This window comes from Actinomadura spongiicola (assembly GCF_003432485.1).
Classification (GTDB): Bacteria; Actinomycetota; Actinomycetes; order Streptosporangiales; family Streptosporangiaceae; genus Spirillospora; species Spirillospora spongiicola.
This window is the reverse complement of sequence record NZ_QVNQ01000002.1, coordinates 179,896-198,892: the sequence shown is the minus strand read 5'-3', so window position 1 is coordinate 198,892 and position 18,997 is coordinate 179,896. Positions and strand designations below refer to the sequence as shown.

Genomic DNA, 18,997 nt, shown 5'->3' with positions numbered 1-18,997 from the left:
GCAAAGGAACGCATCGTGACGGAGGATCTGCACTGGCTGTCGGCGGTCGAGGCCGTCCGGCGGCTACGCGACGGTGATCTGAAGCTCGCCGATTACGTCGAGGCGCTCCTCGACCGGACCGAGCGGCTCGCCCGGCTCAACACCTACATCACCCACGAGCCCGACCTCGTCCGGCGATCGCTGACCGACCGGCCCGGCCCCCTGTACGGGCTGCCGTTCGCGCTCAAGGACATCGTCGACACCGCCGACCTGCCCACCACCGCCGCCACCCCCGCCCTCCGCGCCTGGCGGCCGCGGCGCGACGCGCCCATCGCCCGGGCGCTACGGGACGCGGGCGGCACGCTCATGGGCAAGCAGGCCCTCGGCGAGCTGTCGTTCGGGATGACCGGGAACAACCCCGCCTACGGGATCGTCCGCAACCCCTACGGTGACGACCACATTCCCGGTGGCAGCAGCGGTGGCACCGCCGCCGGTGTCGGCGCCGGCCTCGTTCCCGCCGCCATCGGCGCCGACACCGGGGGGTCCTGCCGCATTCCCGCCGCCCTGTGCGGCTGCGTCGGCTTCCGTCCCACCCACGGACGCTACGACGGGCGCGGCGTCATCCCCATCTCCGCCACCCGCGACACCCTCGGTCCGCTCGCTCGATCAGTGGCGGACGTCCGCCTCATCGACCGCATCTGCGCACCCGGTACAGCCGACTCTGAGCCGCGGACCGTTGAGCTGGCCGGTCTGCGGCTCGGGGTGCCGCGTGGGTTCTTCTACGACGATCTGGATCCCGACGTCGCTGCGGCCACCGAGAACGCCCTGTCGGTGCTCGCCGCACGGGGTGCGGTGTTGGTGGAGCAGGACCTTCCTGACCTGGAGCGGCTGAACGAACTGGTCGACCTTCCAGTGGTGCTGTACGAGGTGGGACGGGAGTTGTCGGCCTACCTGTATCAGCACGCCGCGCCGTTGACGTTGCGGGAGTTGGTCGACCAGGTAGCCATCCCCCGGGTCAAGGAGACACTCGAATCCGTCCTGGACAAGGACTGGGTGTCGGGCGCCGAGTACCGGGAGGCCCTCATCGTGCATCGTCCGGCGCTTCGCGCGGCCTACGCCCGCTACTTCGCCGAGCACGATGTGAGCGCCCTCGTGGTGCCGACGACGCCGCTGCCCGCTCGTCCACACCGTCCCATCGGGGAGGACCGCACGGTCGAACTCAACGGCAGGCCGGTGGACACCTTCCTCACCTACATCCGCAACACGAACGCGTCGAGCAGCGCGGGACTGCCGTGCCTGTCGATCCCGTCGGGGACGTCCCGCGACGGGCTGCCGATCGGACTGGAGATCGTCGGACCCGACTCGTCCGACGGGCGCCTGCTGGCCATCGGCGAGGCGATCGAGGCCGTCCTGCCGCCGCTGCCGCGACCGCGCCTCTGAGACCCGGCCCGGACTTCGGGACGGCGACGGTATGGCGGGCCGGGACCGGGAGGGGAGATCCCGGCCCGCCATGGCTGCCGCCCGCCGGCGACGGGGCCTGTGGCCAACTGCGCCCCCGCGTCAGTCGGGCCCCACGGGGAAGTGGCTCACCGTTCGCCGTACCGGGATTTCGGGTCGTTTCCCGGTACGGCAACGAAGCTAGCGGGGGGTGCCTTACCGATCGCTAACCGGAAAGAAGGCTTCCTGTTAGCCGATCATGTCCTCGGAGGTCAGCCGTTCCTCCACGGAGGAGTGGCCCGCGGCGTCGTCGATCCGGTCGAACAGCTCGCGTGCCTCCGTCCAGCTGGTGCGGGCCGCCTCGTGGTCGCCCGCGGCGGCGTACGCGTCGCCGAGGGTGCGCAGGGTCCGGGCGAGGAACGGGATCCACCCGCGGGTCCGCCAGACCTTGACCGCGCGTTCGAGGCACTCGACGGCCTCCGGCACGTCGCCCTCCGCCAGGTTCAACTCGCCGAGCACGCTCAGCGCGTCGGCGAGGTGGTGGCGGAAGTTGCCCGCCTGACTATAGGTGAGCGCCAGGTCGAGGGTCGACCGGGCCCGGCCGTCCCCGGTCGCGATGAACAGCCTGGCGAGGTAGAGCAGCGAGAACGTCTCCAAATAGCGGTCACCGAGGTTCCGCGCCATCATGATCGACTCGTCCAGCAGCTCCTTGCCGCCGACGAGGTCGCCGCACAGGGCGCGGGCGGCGCCGAGGAACTGCACCATCGTCGCGGTCTGCCGCGGGTTGCCGAGCTCCGCCGCGACGACCCGGGCCTGCTCCACGCATTTCAGGGCGTCGTGCGGGTTGCCCTCGCCGTAGGCGACGGCCATGACGTGCAGGGCCCGCACCTGCCCCCCGGCGTAGTCCGCGTCGCGTGCGACGCGGAGGGCGCGCTCCGCCATGGCCAGCGCCTCGGCCTGCTCGCCCGCGGCGACCTGCGCCCACACCATCGCCACCATCGCGTCGGCGATCCCGACCGGATCGTTCTGCTCGGTGAACAGGTCGAGGAGCAGGACGGCGAGCCTGCGCATACGGCCCATCGCCGGGGCGGACCCGGTGTTGGACGACCAGGTGGTGACCTCCAGCAGCCCGCGCAGAACCACGGCCGCGCCGCGCCTGTTGTTCGTCTCCCGGCACAGCTTCAGCGCCGCCTTGTGGATGTGGCGCCAGTCGTCGTACAGGCCGCGGACGTCGCAGTACTTCTCCATGGACGTGGCCAGGTCCCACGCGTAGTCCGTCAGCCGCAGCTCGCAGGCCTGACCGACTTCGGCCACCAGCGCGGCCCGTTCGGCGTCGAACCACTTCATCGGGTCCGCGAGCAGCCGTGACGTGACGGCGCCCGGCGGTGACCAGCGTGGCGCGGGGCCGTGGATCGCGGCGTAGCAGGGCCCGGGGACGTGCTCGGCGGCCTCCTCGGCGAGCGCCAGCCAGCCGCCGAGGGCCCGCCGCAGCGCCGCCGCGCGCTGCGGCGCGGAATCGTCGCGTTCGGCCAGCTCACGCGCGTACAGGCGGAGCAGATCGTGCAGCCTGTACCTGAGCTGCCCGGTCGCGTCCAGACCGGTGACGCCCACCAGGTGCGCGTCGATCAGCGTCTCCAGATGCCCCTGCGCCTCGTGCATGGGACGTTCGAGGAGGGCGGCGACCGTCCAGCACGCGAAGTCGGGGGCGTCGAGCAGCCCCATCAGCCGGAACGCGCGCCGGGTCTCCGCGGGCAGCAGCCGGTAGCTCATCTCGAACCCGGCCCGCACCTCCAGGTCACCGGCGACGAGTTCGTCGAGGCGGCTGCGCTCCTCCCGCAGGATCTCGGCGAGGCGCGACAGCGTCCAGTGGCCGCGGCCCAGCAGCCGGGCCGCGGCGATGCGCACCGCCAGCGGCACCTGACCGCACAGCCGGGCGATCTCCACCGCGGCCTCCGGTTCTGCCGCGACGCGCTGCTCGCCGATGATGTTGGTGATCAGCTGGACGGCCTGCGCGGACGGCAGCACGTCGAGGTTGAGCGGTTTGGCGCCCTCCAGCCCGATGAGGGCGTTGCGGCTGGTGATGAGCACGGCCGCGTCCGCGGTGCCGGGCAGCAGCGGGCGCACCTGGCGTTCGTCGGCGGCGTTGTCGAGCACGACGAGGACCTTGTTCCCGGCGAGGCGGCTGCGGTAGAGCGCGACCCGTTCGTCCAGGGACGGCGGGATGCCCGCCCCGGACATGCCGAGCGTGCGCAGGAACCGGCCGAGCAGCTCCCCCGGGTCGGCGGGGGTCACCGAGTCGCCGTGCAGGTTCGCGTACAGCTGCCCGTCCGGGAAGAAGTTCGCCACCTGGTGGGCGACGTGCACGGCCATCGTGGTCTTGCCGACCCCGCCCATGCCCGCGACGGTGGCGACGGCGACCGTCCGGTGCGGGGGCGTGCCGCCGCCTCCTATGAGGATCTCGGCCAGCTCCACCACCTCGGCGCTCCGGCCGGTGAAGTCGGGAATGTCGGGCGGAAGTTGGGCGGGTGGCGGGACCGGCACCGGGGGCCCGGGGTCGGCTTCCGCCTCCTCGACCGTGCGGGTGGCGGACAGGACCCGCAGGTGCGCGCGCTGGACGTCCTCGCTCGGTTCGACGCCGAGTTCGGCGGAGAGATGCTCGCTGAGCCTGCGGTACGTCTGAAGGGCCTCCGCCGGACGTCCGCTCGCCGTCAGCAGGTCGATGAGCGCGGCGTGCAGCGGCTCGTCGAACGGGAGCTCCGCGCTCAGCGCGCCGACCGCCTGGACCGCGCCCTCCGGGGTGCCCGCCTCCATGGCCGCGGCGGCGAAGTCCATGGCGGTCCGCCGGATCTCCTCCTCGATGCCGCGGACGAGCGCGTCCTCCCGGTCGATGCGCGACAGGCCCGCCAGGAGCGGCCCCCGACGTTCCGCGAACGCCGACGACAGCGTCCGGTACAGGCGGTCCGGCTCGGTCAGCCCGCGGGCCTCCTCGGCGAGCGAGAGGAACCGGCCGATGTCGGAGCGGTCCGCCGTGCAGTGCAGGAGGTAGCCGTCCTGGTAGCGGATCTCGATCCGGCACGACCGACCGGAATCGAGCCGGGTCAGCCACTTGCGCAGCCGTGACACGCCGACGTGGACGGACTCGCGGCTGGTCTCGCCCGCGCGGTCCGTCCAGACCAGCTCGGTGAGCCGACCGGTCGTCAACGGCTCTCCCCGTGCCAGGAGCAGCACCCCGAGCAGCCCTTGCAGGACGGGCGAACGCGGCGGCGCGACGGCGACCCCACCGACGCTGACCGCCAGCGGCCCGAGGACCCGGAAGAACACACCTTCCGTTGTCATGTCTTCCACACCCCCGTCGAACACGGCTCAGACGCCCCTCATAACGAGCCCTTCATGGAACCGATTTGATCGGCTGAACCAACAGGCCGCCCAGGACGGCCACGACGGCCGCCAAGAGGAACAGCGCGGCGTAACCGCCGATGTGGACGCTGCCCGCGGCGACGACCGGCGCGATCGCGACCGCGCTGCTCCCCGCCATGTTCATCAGTCCGAGGTTCTTGCCCCGGTCGTCGTCGCCGCGCAGGAGCTGCGTGGCGAGCGCCTGGTCGACGGCGAGGTAGGCGCCGTATCCCCCGCCGAGCGCGGCGGCCGCGACGACGGCCACCGCCCAGGTCGACACCAGCCCCATGGCCGTCAGACCCGCGGCCATGAGCATCGCGGCGAAGATCACGAACGCCTTGCGCCGGCCGACCCGGTCGGAGGCGCGCCCGACCAGGAGACCGACCACGACGATTCCGGCGGTGAACATCAGGCTGAGCACGGCCACTCCCTGTGCCGGGTCACCCACCTTGATCTCGTCCCGGAGAAAATACAGCAGATAGACCGTGGCCAGCGACGTAGCGAACTGGGCCGCGAACCGGCCCGCGCAGGCCCAGCCGAAGTCGGGGCCGAGGGACGCCAGGTGCGGCGCCCACCCGCGAGCGGGCGACGTCCGGACCGGGACGTCCCGCCCGATCAGGGCGTACGGCACCGCGAGCACGACGACCAGTGCACCGACCAGCAGGTAGCCGACCCGGACCGAGACACCGGACACCAGCAGCGTCCCGAGGACGAGCCCGACCGGCTGCGCGAACCCGACGACGGCGAACACCGTCCCGCGCCGGTCGACCGGGACCCGGTCCGAGACCACCGCGAACAGCGCCGCGGAGATGCCGCCCACCCCACCGTGGACGAGCACCCAGCACAGGCCGACGCCGACGAGCGACGTCTGCCAGGGAAGGAGAAGAAGAGCGACGGCGCATAAACCGGAACCGCCGACCGCCCATGACCGGCGTTTCCCGAACCGCCAGGTGGTCCGGTCGGAGAGAGCGCCGACGAAGGGCCCGCTCAGCGCCGCCGCCACGGCGCCGACGGTGGTCACCACACCCATCGCCCAGACCTTCTGCCCCGGGGCGATCGCCTCGATCTGGCTGGGCAACAGGACCTGCGCGGACGCGAGAAGCCCGACCCACATTCCAAGGGTGACCGCGAACAACGCCAGCACCCACCGATGAGGGGGTGGCGCCAAAGTCGGGGCCCTTGTGGGGGGAGACGGCCTTACAGCAAGGGGTTCATCCATTGCGAGTCCACGGATCCCGTAACCTCGGCATGGTGGGCAGGCCTACGTGGCCCACAAGGTAGCACAAATAGGCCCAACCACCCCTTACCTGACCACCCAGAGTCAAGGGTTGTGGTCATGCCGTCCGAGCGGACCCCCGCGTCCCGCTCGTCGACGTTCTCCCAGGCCACCACGGCACCGCCCATAACCACACATGAAGAACATCCGGCACTGTTCGGGACGCCGCCGCCCGGCCGCACCTCCCCAACCGCCACACGCGCAGACCGAATCATCGCGCGTGCGGACGGCACGCTCTCCCCGTCCAGTCGGCGGCAAGAAAAGCCGAGAAGCTGTCGGATCGACCTGCCACCCGTTCGTCTAGGGGGTGAGATGCCGGACGCGTCAGGAGCGTGTGAGGGAGCCCACTTCACAACCTCATCGACCTGCACCGTCCGCTGCCCGTCCGATAGCCGCCACGGAAAAGGAACCGCCATGAAGTACGTGCTGATGTTCGCCGAGACCGAGGAGTTCGCCCGCGACCTGGAGGCGATGAGCGAGCCGGAGCGGCAGGCGGCGTTCGAGGCGGTCGGCCGCTGGTTCGCCGACCACTCGGCCATGATCACCCACCATGCCCATCTGCGTCCCGCCGAGACCGCGACCACGCTCCGGCTGACCGGCGGCGACGCGCTGATCACCGACGGGCCGTTCGTGGAGGGCAAGGAGGTCGTCTCCGGCTACGCCGAGATCGACGTCGCCGACCTGGACGAGGCCCTCGCCGTCGCGCGGACGTGGCCCGGCTGCCCCGTCGTCGAGATCCGCCCGATCACCTGATGGAGACCCCGGAGGCGCACGCCGAGCTGGCCCGCGTGGTGCGCGAGCACGCGGGCCGGCTGACGGCGTGCCTGGTGCGCGTCCTCGGTGACTTCGCCGCCGCCGAGGACGTCGTGCAGGACGCCGTCGAGACCGCGCTGCGCCGCTGGCCGGACGAAGGCGTCCCCGACCACCCCGACGCCTGGCTGCTGACCGTCGCCCGCCGCCGCGGCCTGGACGTGCTGCGACGCCGGGAACTCCACCGCGAGAAGCTCGCCCGCCTGCGCTGGCCCGTCCACTCCGAACCGGACGACCGACTCAAACTGATCTTCACCTGCTGCCATCCCACGCTGCCGCGCGCCGCGCAGGTCGCCCTCACCCTCCGGGCCGTGTGCGGGCTCACCACCGCGCAGATCGCCGCGGCGTTCCTCGTCCCCGAACCGACCGTGGGGCAGCGCATCACCCGCGCCAAGCGGAAGATCCGCGACGCGGGCGTCCCCTACCGCGTCCCCGCGGACGCCGACCTGCCCGACCGCGTGAACCAGGTCCTGGCCGTCATCTACCTCCTGTTCAACGAGGGCTACCTGTCCACGGCCGGCGACCGTCCACACGCCCGCGACCTCGCCGACGACGCCGAATGGCTCACGGCCCAGCTCGCGTGGCTCCTCCCCCGCCAACCCGAGGTCCTCGGCCTGCTGGCGCTCATCCGCCTGCACCAGGCCCGCACCCCGGCCCGCTTCACCGCGGACGGCCACCTCATCTCCCTCCGCGACCAGGACCGCGCCCGCTGGGACCACGACGCGATCACCGACGCGACCCACCTCCTCGAACGCGCCGCCGCATCCCGCCGCCCCGGCCCCTACCAGTTGCAGGCCGCCATCGTCGCCTGCCACGCCGAGGCCCCCACCTGGGCGGACACCGACTGGCCGCAGATCGTCGTCCTCTACGACATGCTGCTGGGCCTGGCGCCCTCACCCGTCCACCGGCTCCACCGCGCCATCGCCCTGCACCACCACCCTGGCCCCGGCGGCGGGCCCCGCAACGCACTGACCACCCTGGACGCCCTCACCCCCACCGACAAACAGGCCCTGGCCCACTACCCGCTCTACCACGCCACCCGCGCCGAACTCCTCCGCGCCCTAGGCGACTTCGTAGCCGCTCACACCGCCGACCAGCAGGCCCTGGCCCTCACCACGAATTCGGCCCAACGAACCCTCCTAGAACAACGCCTCACCGAGCCCTGAGGCCAGAATCTCAATAGATCGCGTTTCCATCAGGCCCAAGGTAGTAACCGGGTGCCGCCAGGAGGACGGATGAGAAATAGCGTCCATCCTCATCATCGGGACGCTCGGGAAGGTGAGTACGCGAAAAGGCGAGTAGGAGTTCCGGTGCCACGACGAACAGCCCGTCGTCGACGATGTCCAATGCGTGCCGAGCGGACACCGTTTCCATGACCTGATCCGCTGTGACGTCGAAGACGGAGAGCCCCTGGTAGACGACGACGTCTCTCTCCTCAGGCCGGAAGACCTCGACCGCCTTGACCCGTCCCCGCTCCGCGTGAACCGAGATCGACAGCTCGGACTCATAGTGCGCGAAGCCCAGCGCTTCTCGTCGGCCGAGGGGCGGCGGGCGATACCCGGGCAGCTCGATGAGCGTCTGGTGCGCGGCGTCGAAGTCCATCCCGATGATGAGCGGACCAACGCGTTCCGGCGGAACGAGTTCGAGCTGCATACGAAATCGGTGCTCCGCTCGAATTGCAGGCGTGATGGTCACGTCCGGCTCGCGGGTGGGCGGAAGCGGGCCAGGTCGCTGCCGAATGCGACGATCAGGTCTCCCTCGTCGGTCACGTTCAGTGTCTTCGGTCGGCTCGGCAGGAGCAGCCGGGGGCAAAGGTCGCGGCCGGTCTCCAGGTCGGTCAGGGTGACGGTGCCGTCCGCGCGTCCGATGAACGCCGTGGGCCAGGTCCGCACCGCCACCGCCGTGACGTCGGCGGTACCGCGCAACTCCGCCCCGAACCGATCGCCGGACACGGTGAAGACACGGACGGTCCGCGGGTTGCCGTATTCGTGATCACGGTGTCCGTTGACGATATATGGACTGACGATGTCGAAGACGACGTCGTCACCGGCCTCCGGCACGATGACCGGTGTAGCAGCCAGATCGTCAAGAGCGTGGATTCTCACGCACCTGCCGCTGGTGGAGACCGCCACGACCGGCCTGCCCTCGTCGTGCCCGATGGCGAAGCCGGTGACATGGGACGACATGCCCGTCATGGTTTCGGCGATCAGCGCGCCGTCGGCGGGACGCCATAGTTTGATCTTCCTGTCGGGGCCGAGCGTGACCAGGACGTCCTGGCCTTTCACTCGCACGCGGGCCATGCAGTGCAGGTAGGTGGGATCCGCCTCGATCCGTGTTCCGTACCGGTCTCCGGTGGTCAGGTTCCAGCGGCGCAGGTGACCGTCGGGAACGTAGCGGGAGCCGCCGCCCGTCGCGGCGAGCACGTCGCGACCGTCCGTCCAGGTGGTGACCACGTGCGTGCACTCGATGCCGGTCTCCAGTGGTGGAGAGACCAGTCGTCCGGTCGCCGCCTGGCGGGCCACGATCGTGCCGCCCGCGTCGACGCTGACGGCGGCATCGCCGGCCAAGGAGACGCTGACGACATGTTGGCCGTGGCCAAGTGGGCGAGTCACGGGCCGATCCAGGTCCCACAGGGCCACCACACCGTCATAGGACGACCCGGTGAGCAGCAGTTCACGGCCCTGCCATCTCACCGCCCGAGTCACGGAGCGGGCGACCGGCCCGGTGAGCGGCGGGTACCGTTCCTGCGACGTCTCCAGATCCCACAAATGCACCCGTTGCGGCGTCGGCACCACGAGCGTCCCCGACACGGCGAACAGGTCCGCCCCGGGGCCTGGTTCGTCCCAAATCTGCATCAGCCCGTCCGGCCTGTCGCAGACATGCGCGGTTATGGGTGTGCTCACCTGGGCACCGGTCGCGAAGTCGTAGGCGACGACTTCGTAGGACTCGCTGACGAGCGCGACACGATCGCGGCCGCCCGACGTGAACAGGATGACCTCCTTGACTCGCCTCGGTTGCGGTAGCCGCCGCGGCAGCGGCAGCCGGACGCCACGTTCGAGGTCCCACAGGGTCATGCCTTGCCCGGCTGTCAGAAGGACGTGCCGCCCGTCGGCGAGACGGCCGCCGCGGATCGTGTACGCGACTGGGACGTCCAGTTCACCGGCCCATCTCCCGTCCGGAAGCGACCAGAGGCGGACACGGCCACGCGCGTCCCGGGTCACCGCCAGCGCCCGGTCGCCGAACACCGCCGCATGAAGGCCGCACAAGGCGTCCCGGCCCGTTTTCACCACCCTCCGCAGCGATCCGTCCGACACATTCCAGATTCTCAGCTGTCCCTCCTCGTGCCCCGAGACGAGCACGGGCCCCTCCGCGGTCATCGCGAAGGCGAGGCACCGGGCATGCTCGGTGCACGGCAGGTCATGCGACTGACCGGAGAGCATGTCCCACAGTCGTAGCCGGCCGCCGGTTGCGAACCCGGCATCGTCCAGGTCGCAGGCGCCAACCGCTATCAGCGGACGATCCCCGACTTCGCCCCAGGCAACGGTCTCCATGGACCCGACCTGCAACTTGAGGACCAGCCTCGGATCGAGGTCCGTCCCGCTCGCCCACGCCGCCCGCCAGAGCGCATCAGCGGTATCCGCACCCGCCGGGTCATCGGCGGCACCGCGACGCACGGCGTCGAGGTGAAGCAACTGACGCCGGTCGACATCGCTCAAACCCGGTCGCCCCGCCGCGCTGTCGCATACTTCGGTCGACCCCATCCGTTGTCCTCACTGCTGTCAGCCCGTCGTCGACGATGTCCAAGGCGTGCCGGGCGGACACCGTTTCCATGACCTGATCCGCTGTGCAGCCCAACAATCCCTCCTCGAACAACGCCTCACCAATCCCTGACCATGCACATCGCACGGCGATGAACTCGCCGAGCACCCACTGGACATCACTCAATATCCGGAACACTCGATTGGTCACCGATCACCGCCGGGCCGATTCCCGCCGGAAGAATCGACGCCAGGTAGGAGATCGCCGATTGGGCGGAAGAGGTCTCCGTCAACAGGTCGTCCCCTCTTCCCAATACCACGAATTTCTCGCCTCTTCGGCGAGCATGTGGCTCAATCAATGCGTAGGGCGGGGCAGTGCAACGACTGAAGAACAGGTCGTCATGGCTGACGACCGGATAGAGGTTGCGCAGCCGAGGGACGGCGTGAGCCTCCACAAGCAGTGGCCGTATGTCCGCGAAGTCGGCATCCTCAAGAATTTCCCTCCAGTGGACGGCCACGAGATCGCCATACTCTCGTTCGTCGGCATACATATCGACATCAACGAACTTCCAACGCGTCCCAAGCCGACTCAACGCAAGGCCCGATCGCCACTCATCCATCACTCTTGCGATAAGCGACAACTCGCCACTACGCCCCCCGAGCACCCGAATATCGCGGCTGACCACCCAGAAGGTAAAGTGGCGAGCATCAGGGTCGGATATCACTTTGAAGACTCCGCGCTCGGACCGCAGGGACGCGCTGCTCAGTCGCATGGATGCCGACGCGGGCAAAAGCCGTCCCAGGTCGATCCCTTCGGCGGCGGCGGCTTCCTCGAGTCGGCCGATGAGTCCGCCCTCGTCGAAAAGGTCACCGCACGAGGCGGGATCGGGTTCACAACCTGGGTCCTGCTCTGCATGCGAGGCCGCCATGTCAACGAGTCTACCTTTCGTCTGAACGTCACGTGCGGTCTACCGCGCCGCTGCGTCTGCGCCGACTCTAGACTTCGACGCAAACGCAGCGGCCAAGCTATTCTCAGAGCGGATCATCTCTCAGTCGCGACACCTCGCCGAACTTATCCGTTCTTGTGGGCCACTCACTTCTCCAGTTCGGCTCCGGAAAATTAACCCGAGTGTCGCCGCTGTAGAATTTAATGGAACCCCAGGCTCTCTGTCCGTGGCTCACAGCCCTCGCTATCCAGGACATTTCTCGATCTGTAGCGTCATCGCGAAGGCGAGGCACCGGGCATGCTCGGTGCACGGCAGGTCATGCGACTGACCGGAGAGCATGTCCCACAGTCGTAGCCGGCCGCCGATTCCGAACACGGCATCGTCCAGGACGCGGGCGCCAACCGCTATCAGCGGACGATCCCCGACCTCGCCCCAGGCAACCGTTTCCATCGACCCGACCTGCAACTTGAGGACCAGCCTCGAATCGAGGTCCGTCCCGCTCGCCCACGCCACCCGCCAGAGCTCACCAGCGGTATCCGCGCCCGCAGGGTCATCGGCGGCACCGCGACGCAAGGCGTCGAGATGGAGCAACTGACGCCGATCGGCATCGCTCAACCCCGAACGCCCCGCCGCGCTGTCGCATGCTTCGATCGAACCCATCCGTTGTCCTCACTGCTGTCCAAGACCTACGAACTGCTCGGGTACCTCGTGAAGGGTTTCCAAGCCCTTGGTTCGGGATCCGGCAGGCCATGCTTGGCAAAGGCAGCTCGCGAGATCTCTTCCAAATCCATGTGACCGGGCAGCTGCTTGGGCCAATAGTGACCCGAGAAATTCTGGAAGAATTCGATTTTCCCTACCTTATTGACATCGAAGACCCCTGCCATGATAACCGGCCCGTGATCGGCGAGACTGGCGTGTCCCGCACCGAGTCTGCCCAGGTCATCATCGTGCATCGCGCGAAGCGATCCGTCTTCTCTGACTATGAATTCGTACCTGCCGGGGCGCAGCTTCTCTCCCGGGCTGATTCCGGCTCCCGGCGGCAGGTCGGGCTGCCGCGAGCGATCCGGGCCTGGGCGGCTGGGGCTGCCTGGCTCGTACACCTTGGCGGGAAGGGTCGGCTGGGCGTTGTCCGCGGTGTCTCGGGGGGTCTTCTTCCGGAAGTTGTTCGCGATGGCCTTGATCAAGCGCGGAATCTTGGGGGCGGCTCTGAGACCGCGAAGGCCGATGGCTCCGGGGGTGGGAATGCCGATGATCTCGCCGACGATCTTGCCGACACGGTAGGTCTTGGTCTTGGGGTCTCCGCCGAGCGGTACGTGCACCTCCGGGGGAGCCGGGGGTTTGCCGGTGGCCGCGCAGGCGGACCCGTAGCCCTTCGAAGCACAGTGGTTCATCATCGTGGCGCCGGCCATGGAGGTGCTGACCTGGCCTGGGAAGGCCACGATGCCGGTGAACGAGTTCACGGCGCCGTCCACGAAGCCGTTGAAGGCGTTGGTCGCTCCGCCCGCGGCCTTCTGCCACCACTTCTTTTTCTTCTTGACCGGCGCGGGTGCCGGGGATCCGCTGGTGGGTGGGGCGGGACTGGCGTCGCAGTTCTTGTTGGCGTAATAGCACTCGGTGTTGCCGGTGAGCGGGCCGTCCGTTCCGGTGGGGTCGGCGCTGGTGGGGACGTTGTTGTCCGCGTAGGAATAGCCGTTCCAGCTTTGCGGCCAACCGAGGTCGAATTCAGGGTCGACGGTCGTGAACCGTCCCGTGTTGGGGTCGTATTCTCGGGCGCCCAGGTGGGTGAGGGACGTGGTGTCCTTGGTGCCGCCGACGAAGCCCTTGTCCATGCTCGTGGGCCAGGTGCCGGTGGTTCCGCGTTCCTGGCCGAAGGGCGTGCTGCGGCGTTGCGCCAGGACTTGGCCCGTGGCGCCGATGGTGAGCAGGCTCGTGCCCTGGTGGTCGGGGGCCAGGAAGGTGACGCCGGCGGCGGCGGTTCGGGTGGCGATCGTCTGGCCTGCGTGGGCGTAGTAGCGGGTGGCGGTGGGACGGGTGGCGCCGGTGGGGAGTTTGACCTCCATGCCGGGCAGGTACAGCGTGACGCCCGTGGCGTCCCGTTTGATCAGGCGCTGCCCGTCCGCGTCGTAGACGAAACCGTGGTTCTCCTCGGGCTTTCCGGTCTGCTGTTGGCTGATGGCGCTGATTTCGCCTTCGGTGTCGTACTCGAAGGTCTGGGTGCGGGTTGTGGTGGCGCCGTTCTCCGTGAAGGTGCGTGTCCGGGCGGTGGTGTTGCCCGTCTTGTCGTAGGCGTAGGTCTCCTTCCCCGCGGCGCCGCTGAAGGGGCTCCCGCCGGTCTGGGCGACCTCGGCGAGTTGGTGGCCGGTGTAGCCGGTGACGTTCGGGTCGGAGGCGTACTTGTAGGAGCGGGTGGTCGTCTGGACGTCTCCGTTGGCGTTCTTGTAGTACTGCTTCTCGTCGGTACGGCTGCCGTCGGTGGCGTACTTGTATTGGAAGCGGTAGGGGGCGGGACCGCCGATGGTGGGCTCGGCGTCGCCGGACGGGCACCCGGTCCCGCCCTGTGACCATGCGTCGGTGAGGCGGCGCATGTGGTCGTAGCGGAAGCACTGGGTGTCCTGCCCGGCGGGCGAGGCGTCGGCGATCTGGCGGATGTTGCCCGCGTCGTCGTAGGAGTAGGTGGAGTCGAGGTCCGGTCTGGCGGTGGCGCCCTCGCGGGTGACCTGCAACCTGGACGGCCGTTGGGTGACGTCCTGGTACTGGTAGGACAGCCAGGCCTTCTTCTGCCCCGCGGACAGCTCGTACTGGAGCGGCTTTCCGGTGGGTGAGTAGGTGCTGCCCGTGACGTAGCTGGAGAGGGTGCTTCTGAGTTTGGTCGGGCGGGCGAGGTCGTCGTACTCGTGGGTGATGGTCTCGGCGGGCAGGTCTCCGGCGGCGGGGAGTGTGCTGGTCTTGAGGGTGCCGTCGGCGTTGAAGGTGCTGGCATAGGTGAACTGCGTGCCGACGCCCTCGGAGCCGGGGATCGTCACGGTCGTGCTGGTCGGCCGGTACAGGTCGTCGTAGCCGCCCACGGTCGAGGTGTAGTCGGAGACGGCTCCGCTGCGGTCCCTGGCTCGGCGGGTGTTGGACGTCAGCTGGCCCTTGGCGAGGGTGTCGTAGACGTTGCTGGTCAGGACGTTCCCGGCGCCGTCGGTGGTGCGGGTGACGCGGCCGAGCGGGTCGTAGTGGGTGGAGACCTTCTGACCGCGTGCGTCGGTGGTGGTGGTGAGCCGGTCCAGCTCGTCGTAGGCGTAGGTGGTGACGCCCTTGTCGGGGTCGTTGGACTTGATCTTGCGTCCGACCTGGTCGTAGTAGGACTTCCAGGTGGCGGTGGGGTCGCCGGTCGCCTTGCTGTTCACCGGGCCGGTGACCGTCTTGACCTGGCCGCCGGGGGCGTAGGTGTAGCGGGTGACGTCGTAGTCGTCGCCGGTAGGGGAGTCGGCGTGGTAGTGACGCACCTCGGTCATCTGGCCGCGGGCGTCGGCGTAGGTGACGCTCGGGGTGCCGCCGGTCGGCGGGTCGACGGTGACGCGGCCGCCGCCGTAGCCGGTGGTCGTCGCCCACAGTTGCGGGCCGTCGCCGCCGCCGTCGATCAGCGCTTGTTTGGTGACGCGGCCGAGGCCGTCGTAGGTGTACTCGGTCTGGCTCTCGATGTCGGACGGTGTGGTCGCGCCCCACAGTGACGGGCTGGGAGCGCCGTCGGCGTAGTACGGCTCGTAGACGCGGTGCGGCTTGCCGGTGCTGTTGTAGAGCGTCTCGGCGACGAGCTTGTCGCCGCCGGGGCCGTGGATCTGGGTCTGGCGGGGACGCAGCAGCCCGTCGTACAGCGTGTAGGTCGGCGGCCGTTGCTCACCGGCCGCGTTCAGGTCCCGGGCGCCGATCGCGACGATCTTGTTTTCCTGGACCTGGTAGCTGTACTCCACGGAGGGGGTGAAGCGGCTCTTGGGGCGGTCGGGGAACCAGACCTTGGTGACGCGTCCGAGGGCGTCGTAGGCGAGGTCGGTGCGTTTGCCCGCCGGGTCCGTCTTCGTGAGCGGGCTGCCGTACGCCGGTTCGTAGTCGGTGACGGTGGTGTGCGCGGTGGAGGGGTCGCCCGGGTCGGTGCGGGGGCTGGTCACCCTGGTGCGGCGGGTGAGTCCGTCCTGGTCGGTGTAGGTCGTGGTGGTGACCTGGCCCTTGGCGTCGGTCACCGCGGTCTGCCGCCCGTAGCGGTCGTACGCGGTGGAGACGGTCCGCTGGTAGGTGGGCTCGGTGCCGTCGTGCGCGACGAGGCGCTCCACCACGGTGCCGTTGCCGCGCGTCGGCGGGGTGTTCCAGCCGTTGCCGTCGTAGGACGTGCGGACGTCGGAGATCACCTGACCGGGTTGACCGTCCTCCTTGGTCTTCCGGTCCGGGGTGACGGAGCACTTGACGGCGACGGAGTCGACCCGGTTGGGGTAGGTGAGGAGCCAGTCGGACGTGTTGTCCTTGTAGGTCGTGCGGGTGCAGCGGTCGTCGGCGGGGTCGGTGACGTCGCCGAGGTCGTCGCTCATCGTGATGCGGCCGACGGGGACGTCCGTGCCGCCGTTGCCGCCGGTGTCGAAGGTGTTGTCGACGCGGGTCTCGCGCCAGGTGCCGTTGTCCATCGCGGTGAACGAACGGTTGCGCGCGGTTCCGGTGAGGTTCGCGGTGACCGTCCCCCAGTCACGCGTCCGGGACGCGGTCTGGTGCCGCCACGGTGTGTCGACCGACTTGCTGACCACGTCACCGCTCGGCCCGTTGTAGTTGACCGTGCGGTACTTGTATCCGGCCCACGCGTTGTGGTCGACGATCGTGCCGCCCTCACCGTCGGGGACGGTGACGTTCTTGGTGCCGCCGTCGGGTCCGGCGCGGTCGCCGTCCATGCCGCGCAGGTAGTAGGAGTCGGTTCGCGTGGACGGGCTGTCCGGGCTGCCGGCGGTGACCCGCACGTGGTCGTAGCCGCGCCACTGTGACCAGGTCTTGTTCTTCTCCCGGGTGAGGCCGTCGTCATCGTCGAAGTGCCAGGCGGCGCCGCCGAGGTAGTCGTAACGCGTCGCCATGTCGGGAGCACGGCCGGTGCGGTCTCTCTGGACCACGCCGGTGACGACGTAGGTGTTGAACCAGTCGGTGAGCGGCTCGGTCCTGTCCGGGAGATGCCACTTCAGCGGATAGCAGCGTCTGGTGTTGCTCTCCGGCTTCGGCAGCGACGTCCGGGCACAATCCTGCCCCGAGTATGTGATGTTCAGTTCGCCACCGGACTCGTCGAAGATCTTGTCGACGCGGTAGCGGGTGTAGGACGGCAACCCGTCCCCGGCCTGGTCCACCCGGTTCGCCCTGGGGACATGGGTGAAGGTGACCTTGGGCAGCGCGATGTCGTCGGCTTCGGTCGGGCCCGCCTTACCGGTGTGCTGGATCTCCTTGAGGAGGAGGTCGCGTTCGTCGGTGACGGCGCCCCACCGGTGGTCCAGCGTCCAGGAGTCGATGGAGCGGTATCCCCAGCCCGACCCGCGGTTGTACTCGGTGGTGATCTTCTTGAGTCGGTAGCGGCTCCAGAAGGTGGGTGAGGTGGAGCCGTGCCCGTCCTCGCATCGGGTTCCGGCGTCGCAGTTCATGTCCCACGGGACGTCCCGCCACTGCTCGGGATTCGTCTTGATCTTGGCGGGGGCGCAGTCGAAGGTGTCGGTGGGGATGCAGCGTTCGGCCTTGTCGAACACGATGCGGGCGGGGGGCGCGCCGGCGAAGACGTTGTCGCCGCGGAGGCCGTACTCGATGGTCTTGAGGTAGCCGCCGCGGGTGTAGGGGGTGGCGTCGGCCGGTTTGAGATTGCGGCCGTAGTGGTTGATCTCCTTCTCGTAGATGTAGATGGCGGCGTTGTCGTCGGGGTCGACGACCATGTCCAGGTTCCAGCGCCACGCCTGCTGGCACCACGAGTCGGCGAACGACGCCTTGTGGCACGGTTCGCGGTCGTCGTCGCCGAACACGGGGACCGTCCACGCCGAGTTGGTCTCGGGCCCGCCCGAGCCGAACCCGGGAAGGCGGTTGAGGCCGAAGTAGTAGCGGGTGCCGTCGGTCGTGGTGACCTTCCAGTACTCGCCCTCGTGGTCACCATTGCCGGTCTCGGTCGAGGTGAGTTTCTCGAACCGGGTGCCGTCGTCGTTCTTCAATCGCCAGGTGTTGTCGGCGGCCTTGACCAGCTCGCCGCCCTTGCCGTTCCAGGTGATGGTCGCGTTCTCGTAGCCCCAGCACAGGTCGCCGGGTGACTTTCCCTGGTTGTTCTTGGGCGCGCCGTCATCGGCGCACGCCTTGTATCGCTGCTCGATGAAACCCGGCCAGTAGTCGAATCCTTCGCCGGCCCAGGACGGCTGGCTGTTGGTGTTCACTGTGCGGCCGTCGACGCTTTGCGAGGAGTAACTGAGGCCGATCTCAGGTTCGAGTCCGCTCGGGACCGGAACCACCCTCATGGGATATGACCAGTTGAAATCACCGGTGTTCCCGGATGTCCCCCAGGTGGCGGACGCCGTCAACTTCGTGGCCGAGTAGTCGCCCTGTGGCCCTTCCGGCGCCGCGACCGCCGCGAGCACCGCCGGGCCGTTCCGCGCGTCCGTGTTCACGTCCGCGGTGAGGGTTTCGGTCTCGCCGTCGTTGAGGGTGGGGATCGGCGTCGCGGTCCGGCACTCGGCCTTCGCCGGCGCGGACAGGACGCAGGCGGGCAGCTGGACGAGACGCAGCCGGGTGCCGTAGGAGCCGCCGAACGCCTGCGCGAACGCCGCGTAGTCGACGCGGACGCCGACCCGTCCCGAGGCGCCCTGACCGGCCGGTGCCAGGGTGAACATCAAGCCTTCGACGCCGGCACGCCGGGCGGTCGCGCGGTCCAGGACGGCCACCTTGACCTGGCCTTTCAACGCTGGAACCGCCTGTGCGCCGCCCGCCGCCGGGCCCGGTGCCGCCAACGCGACCGGCAGACCCTTCGCCCGGACCAGTCCCTGGGACGTCCCGGAACGCCCGGCCTGGCGACCCGACGCCTCCAGCTCGGCCGTCCCCGGCTTCGGCCACGCCGCCCGGGTCGCGGGTTCCGATCGCGTGGCGGGGTCCTGCGCTCGGGGACGGACCTTCAGGTGCTTGCCGTCGACCCTGCGCTCACGGTCGGTGACCTCCGGACGTCCGGAGAGCGGCAGACCGGCCTGCGCGGCGGGGGCCGTGGCCAGTCCGGCCGTCAACGTGACCGCCAGCCCCGCGGCCACGATCCGCAATGGACGTCCCGTTCGCAGTAACCGCCGCCTGCCCATCACGTCACCACACCTTCCGCAGCGAGGGGGACGGCGCCCGCGGGACGCCGACCATCGACCGCAATCGACGATGCG

Annotated in this window: 10 protein-coding genes; 3 read left to right on the top strand and 7 right to left on the bottom strand. The window is 69.3% G+C overall.

The features are described from left to right. The first annotated feature begins 15 nt into the window (after positions 1-15). Positions 16-1,419 carry an amidase family protein gene (locus tag D0T12_RS05535; protein WP_158581421.1) on the top strand — a complete coding sequence of 468 codons (1,404 nt, stop codon included), beginning with the start codon at positions 16-18 and terminating at the stop codon, positions 1,417-1,419. Between the two features lie 246 nt (positions 1,420-1,665). Here D0T12_RS05535 and D0T12_RS05530 read toward each other — a convergent pair whose 3' ends face one another. Both D0T12_RS05530 and D0T12_RS05525 read right to left on the bottom strand, forming a co-directional pair. Continuing rightward, positions 1,666-4,752, bottom strand: coding sequence for an AfsR/SARP family transcriptional regulator (locus D0T12_RS05530; protein ID WP_147339404.1), 3,087 nt, complete (start codon positions 4,750-4,752; stop codon positions 1,666-1,668). Between the two features lie 52 nt (positions 4,753-4,804). Next, complete coding sequence (locus D0T12_RS05525) at positions 4,805-5,956, bottom strand: MFS transporter (RefSeq protein ID WP_158581420.1); 1,152 nt, start codon at positions 5,954-5,956, stop codon at positions 4,805-4,807. 546 nt (positions 5,957-6,502) lie between these two features. Here D0T12_RS05525 and D0T12_RS05520 point away from each other — a divergent pair. Then, positions 6,503-6,841, top strand: a complete 339-nt coding sequence (locus D0T12_RS05520) for a YciI family protein (RefSeq protein WP_117398246.1) — start codon at positions 6,503-6,505, stop codon at positions 6,839-6,841. Continuing rightward, entirely contained in the window at positions 6,841-8,064 is a 1,224-nt protein-coding gene (locus D0T12_RS05515) for an RNA polymerase sigma factor (protein ID WP_117398244.1), read from the top strand. Before D0T12_RS05520 ends, D0T12_RS05515 begins: the two co-directional genes overlap by 1 nt. Positions 8,065-8,074: 10 nt before the next feature. Here D0T12_RS05515 and D0T12_RS05510 read toward each other — a convergent pair whose 3' ends face one another. The 5 genes from D0T12_RS05510 to D0T12_RS05490 form a co-directional block, all read right to left on the bottom strand. Further along, positions 8,075-8,551, bottom strand: a complete 477-nt coding sequence (locus D0T12_RS05510) for a hypothetical protein (RefSeq protein WP_117398242.1) — start codon at positions 8,549-8,551, stop codon at positions 8,075-8,077. Positions 8,552-8,589: 38 nt separating this feature from the next. Next, the gene (locus tag D0T12_RS05505; RefSeq protein WP_158581419.1) at positions 8,590-10,338 is read right to left on the bottom strand and encodes a WD40 repeat domain-containing protein; all 1,749 of its coding nucleotides are present in this window, start codon (positions 10,336-10,338) and stop codon (positions 8,590-8,592) included. 497 nt (positions 10,339-10,835) lie between these two features. Further along, positions 10,836-11,585, bottom strand: a complete 750-nt coding sequence (locus tag D0T12_RS05500) for a DUF6193 family natural product biosynthesis protein (RefSeq protein WP_117398238.1) — start codon at positions 11,583-11,585, stop codon at positions 10,836-10,838. A 261-nt stretch (positions 11,586-11,846) separates the two neighbouring features. After that, a complete protein-coding gene (locus D0T12_RS05495; protein ID WP_117398236.1) occupies positions 11,847-12,263 on the bottom strand; it encodes a hypothetical protein in 417 nt (138 codons plus the stop codon). 26 nt (positions 12,264-12,289) lie between these two features. After that, positions 12,290-18,922: an RHS repeat domain-containing protein gene (locus D0T12_RS05490; RefSeq protein WP_233525911.1), complete on the bottom strand. Its 6,633-nt coding sequence runs from the start codon at positions 18,920-18,922 to the stop codon at positions 12,290-12,292. Between the last annotated feature and the right edge of the window lie 75 nt (positions 18,923-18,997).

Coding starts and splice junctions, on each gene's coding strand:
- D0T12_RS05530 (WP_147339404.1), bottom strand. CDS start 4,752: ATGACAACGGAAGGTGTGTTCTTCCGGGTCCTCGGGCCGCTGGCGGTC.
- D0T12_RS05520 (WP_117398246.1), top strand. CDS start 6,503: ATGAAGTACGTGCTGATGTTCGCCGAGACCGAGGAGTTCGCCCGCGAC.
- D0T12_RS05515 (WP_117398244.1), top strand. CDS start 6,841: ATGGAGACCCCGGAGGCGCACGCCGAGCTGGCCCGCGTGGTGCGCGAG.
- D0T12_RS05510 (WP_117398242.1), bottom strand. CDS start 8,551: ATGCAGCTCGAACTCGTTCCGCCGGAACGCGTTGGTCCGCTCATCATC.
- D0T12_RS05505 (WP_158581419.1), bottom strand. CDS start 10,338: ATGCTCTCCGGTCAGTCGCATGACCTGCCGTGCACCGAGCATGCCCGG.
- D0T12_RS05500 (WP_117398238.1), bottom strand. CDS start 11,585: ATGGCGGCCTCGCATGCAGAGCAGGACCCAGGTTGTGAACCCGATCCC.
- D0T12_RS05495 (WP_117398236.1), bottom strand. CDS start 12,263: ATGGGTTCGATCGAAGCATGCGACAGCGCGGCGGGGCGTTCGGGGTTG.
- D0T12_RS05490 (WP_233525911.1), bottom strand. CDS start 18,922: ATGGGCAGGCGGCGGTTACTGCGAACGGGACGTCCATTGCGGATCGTG.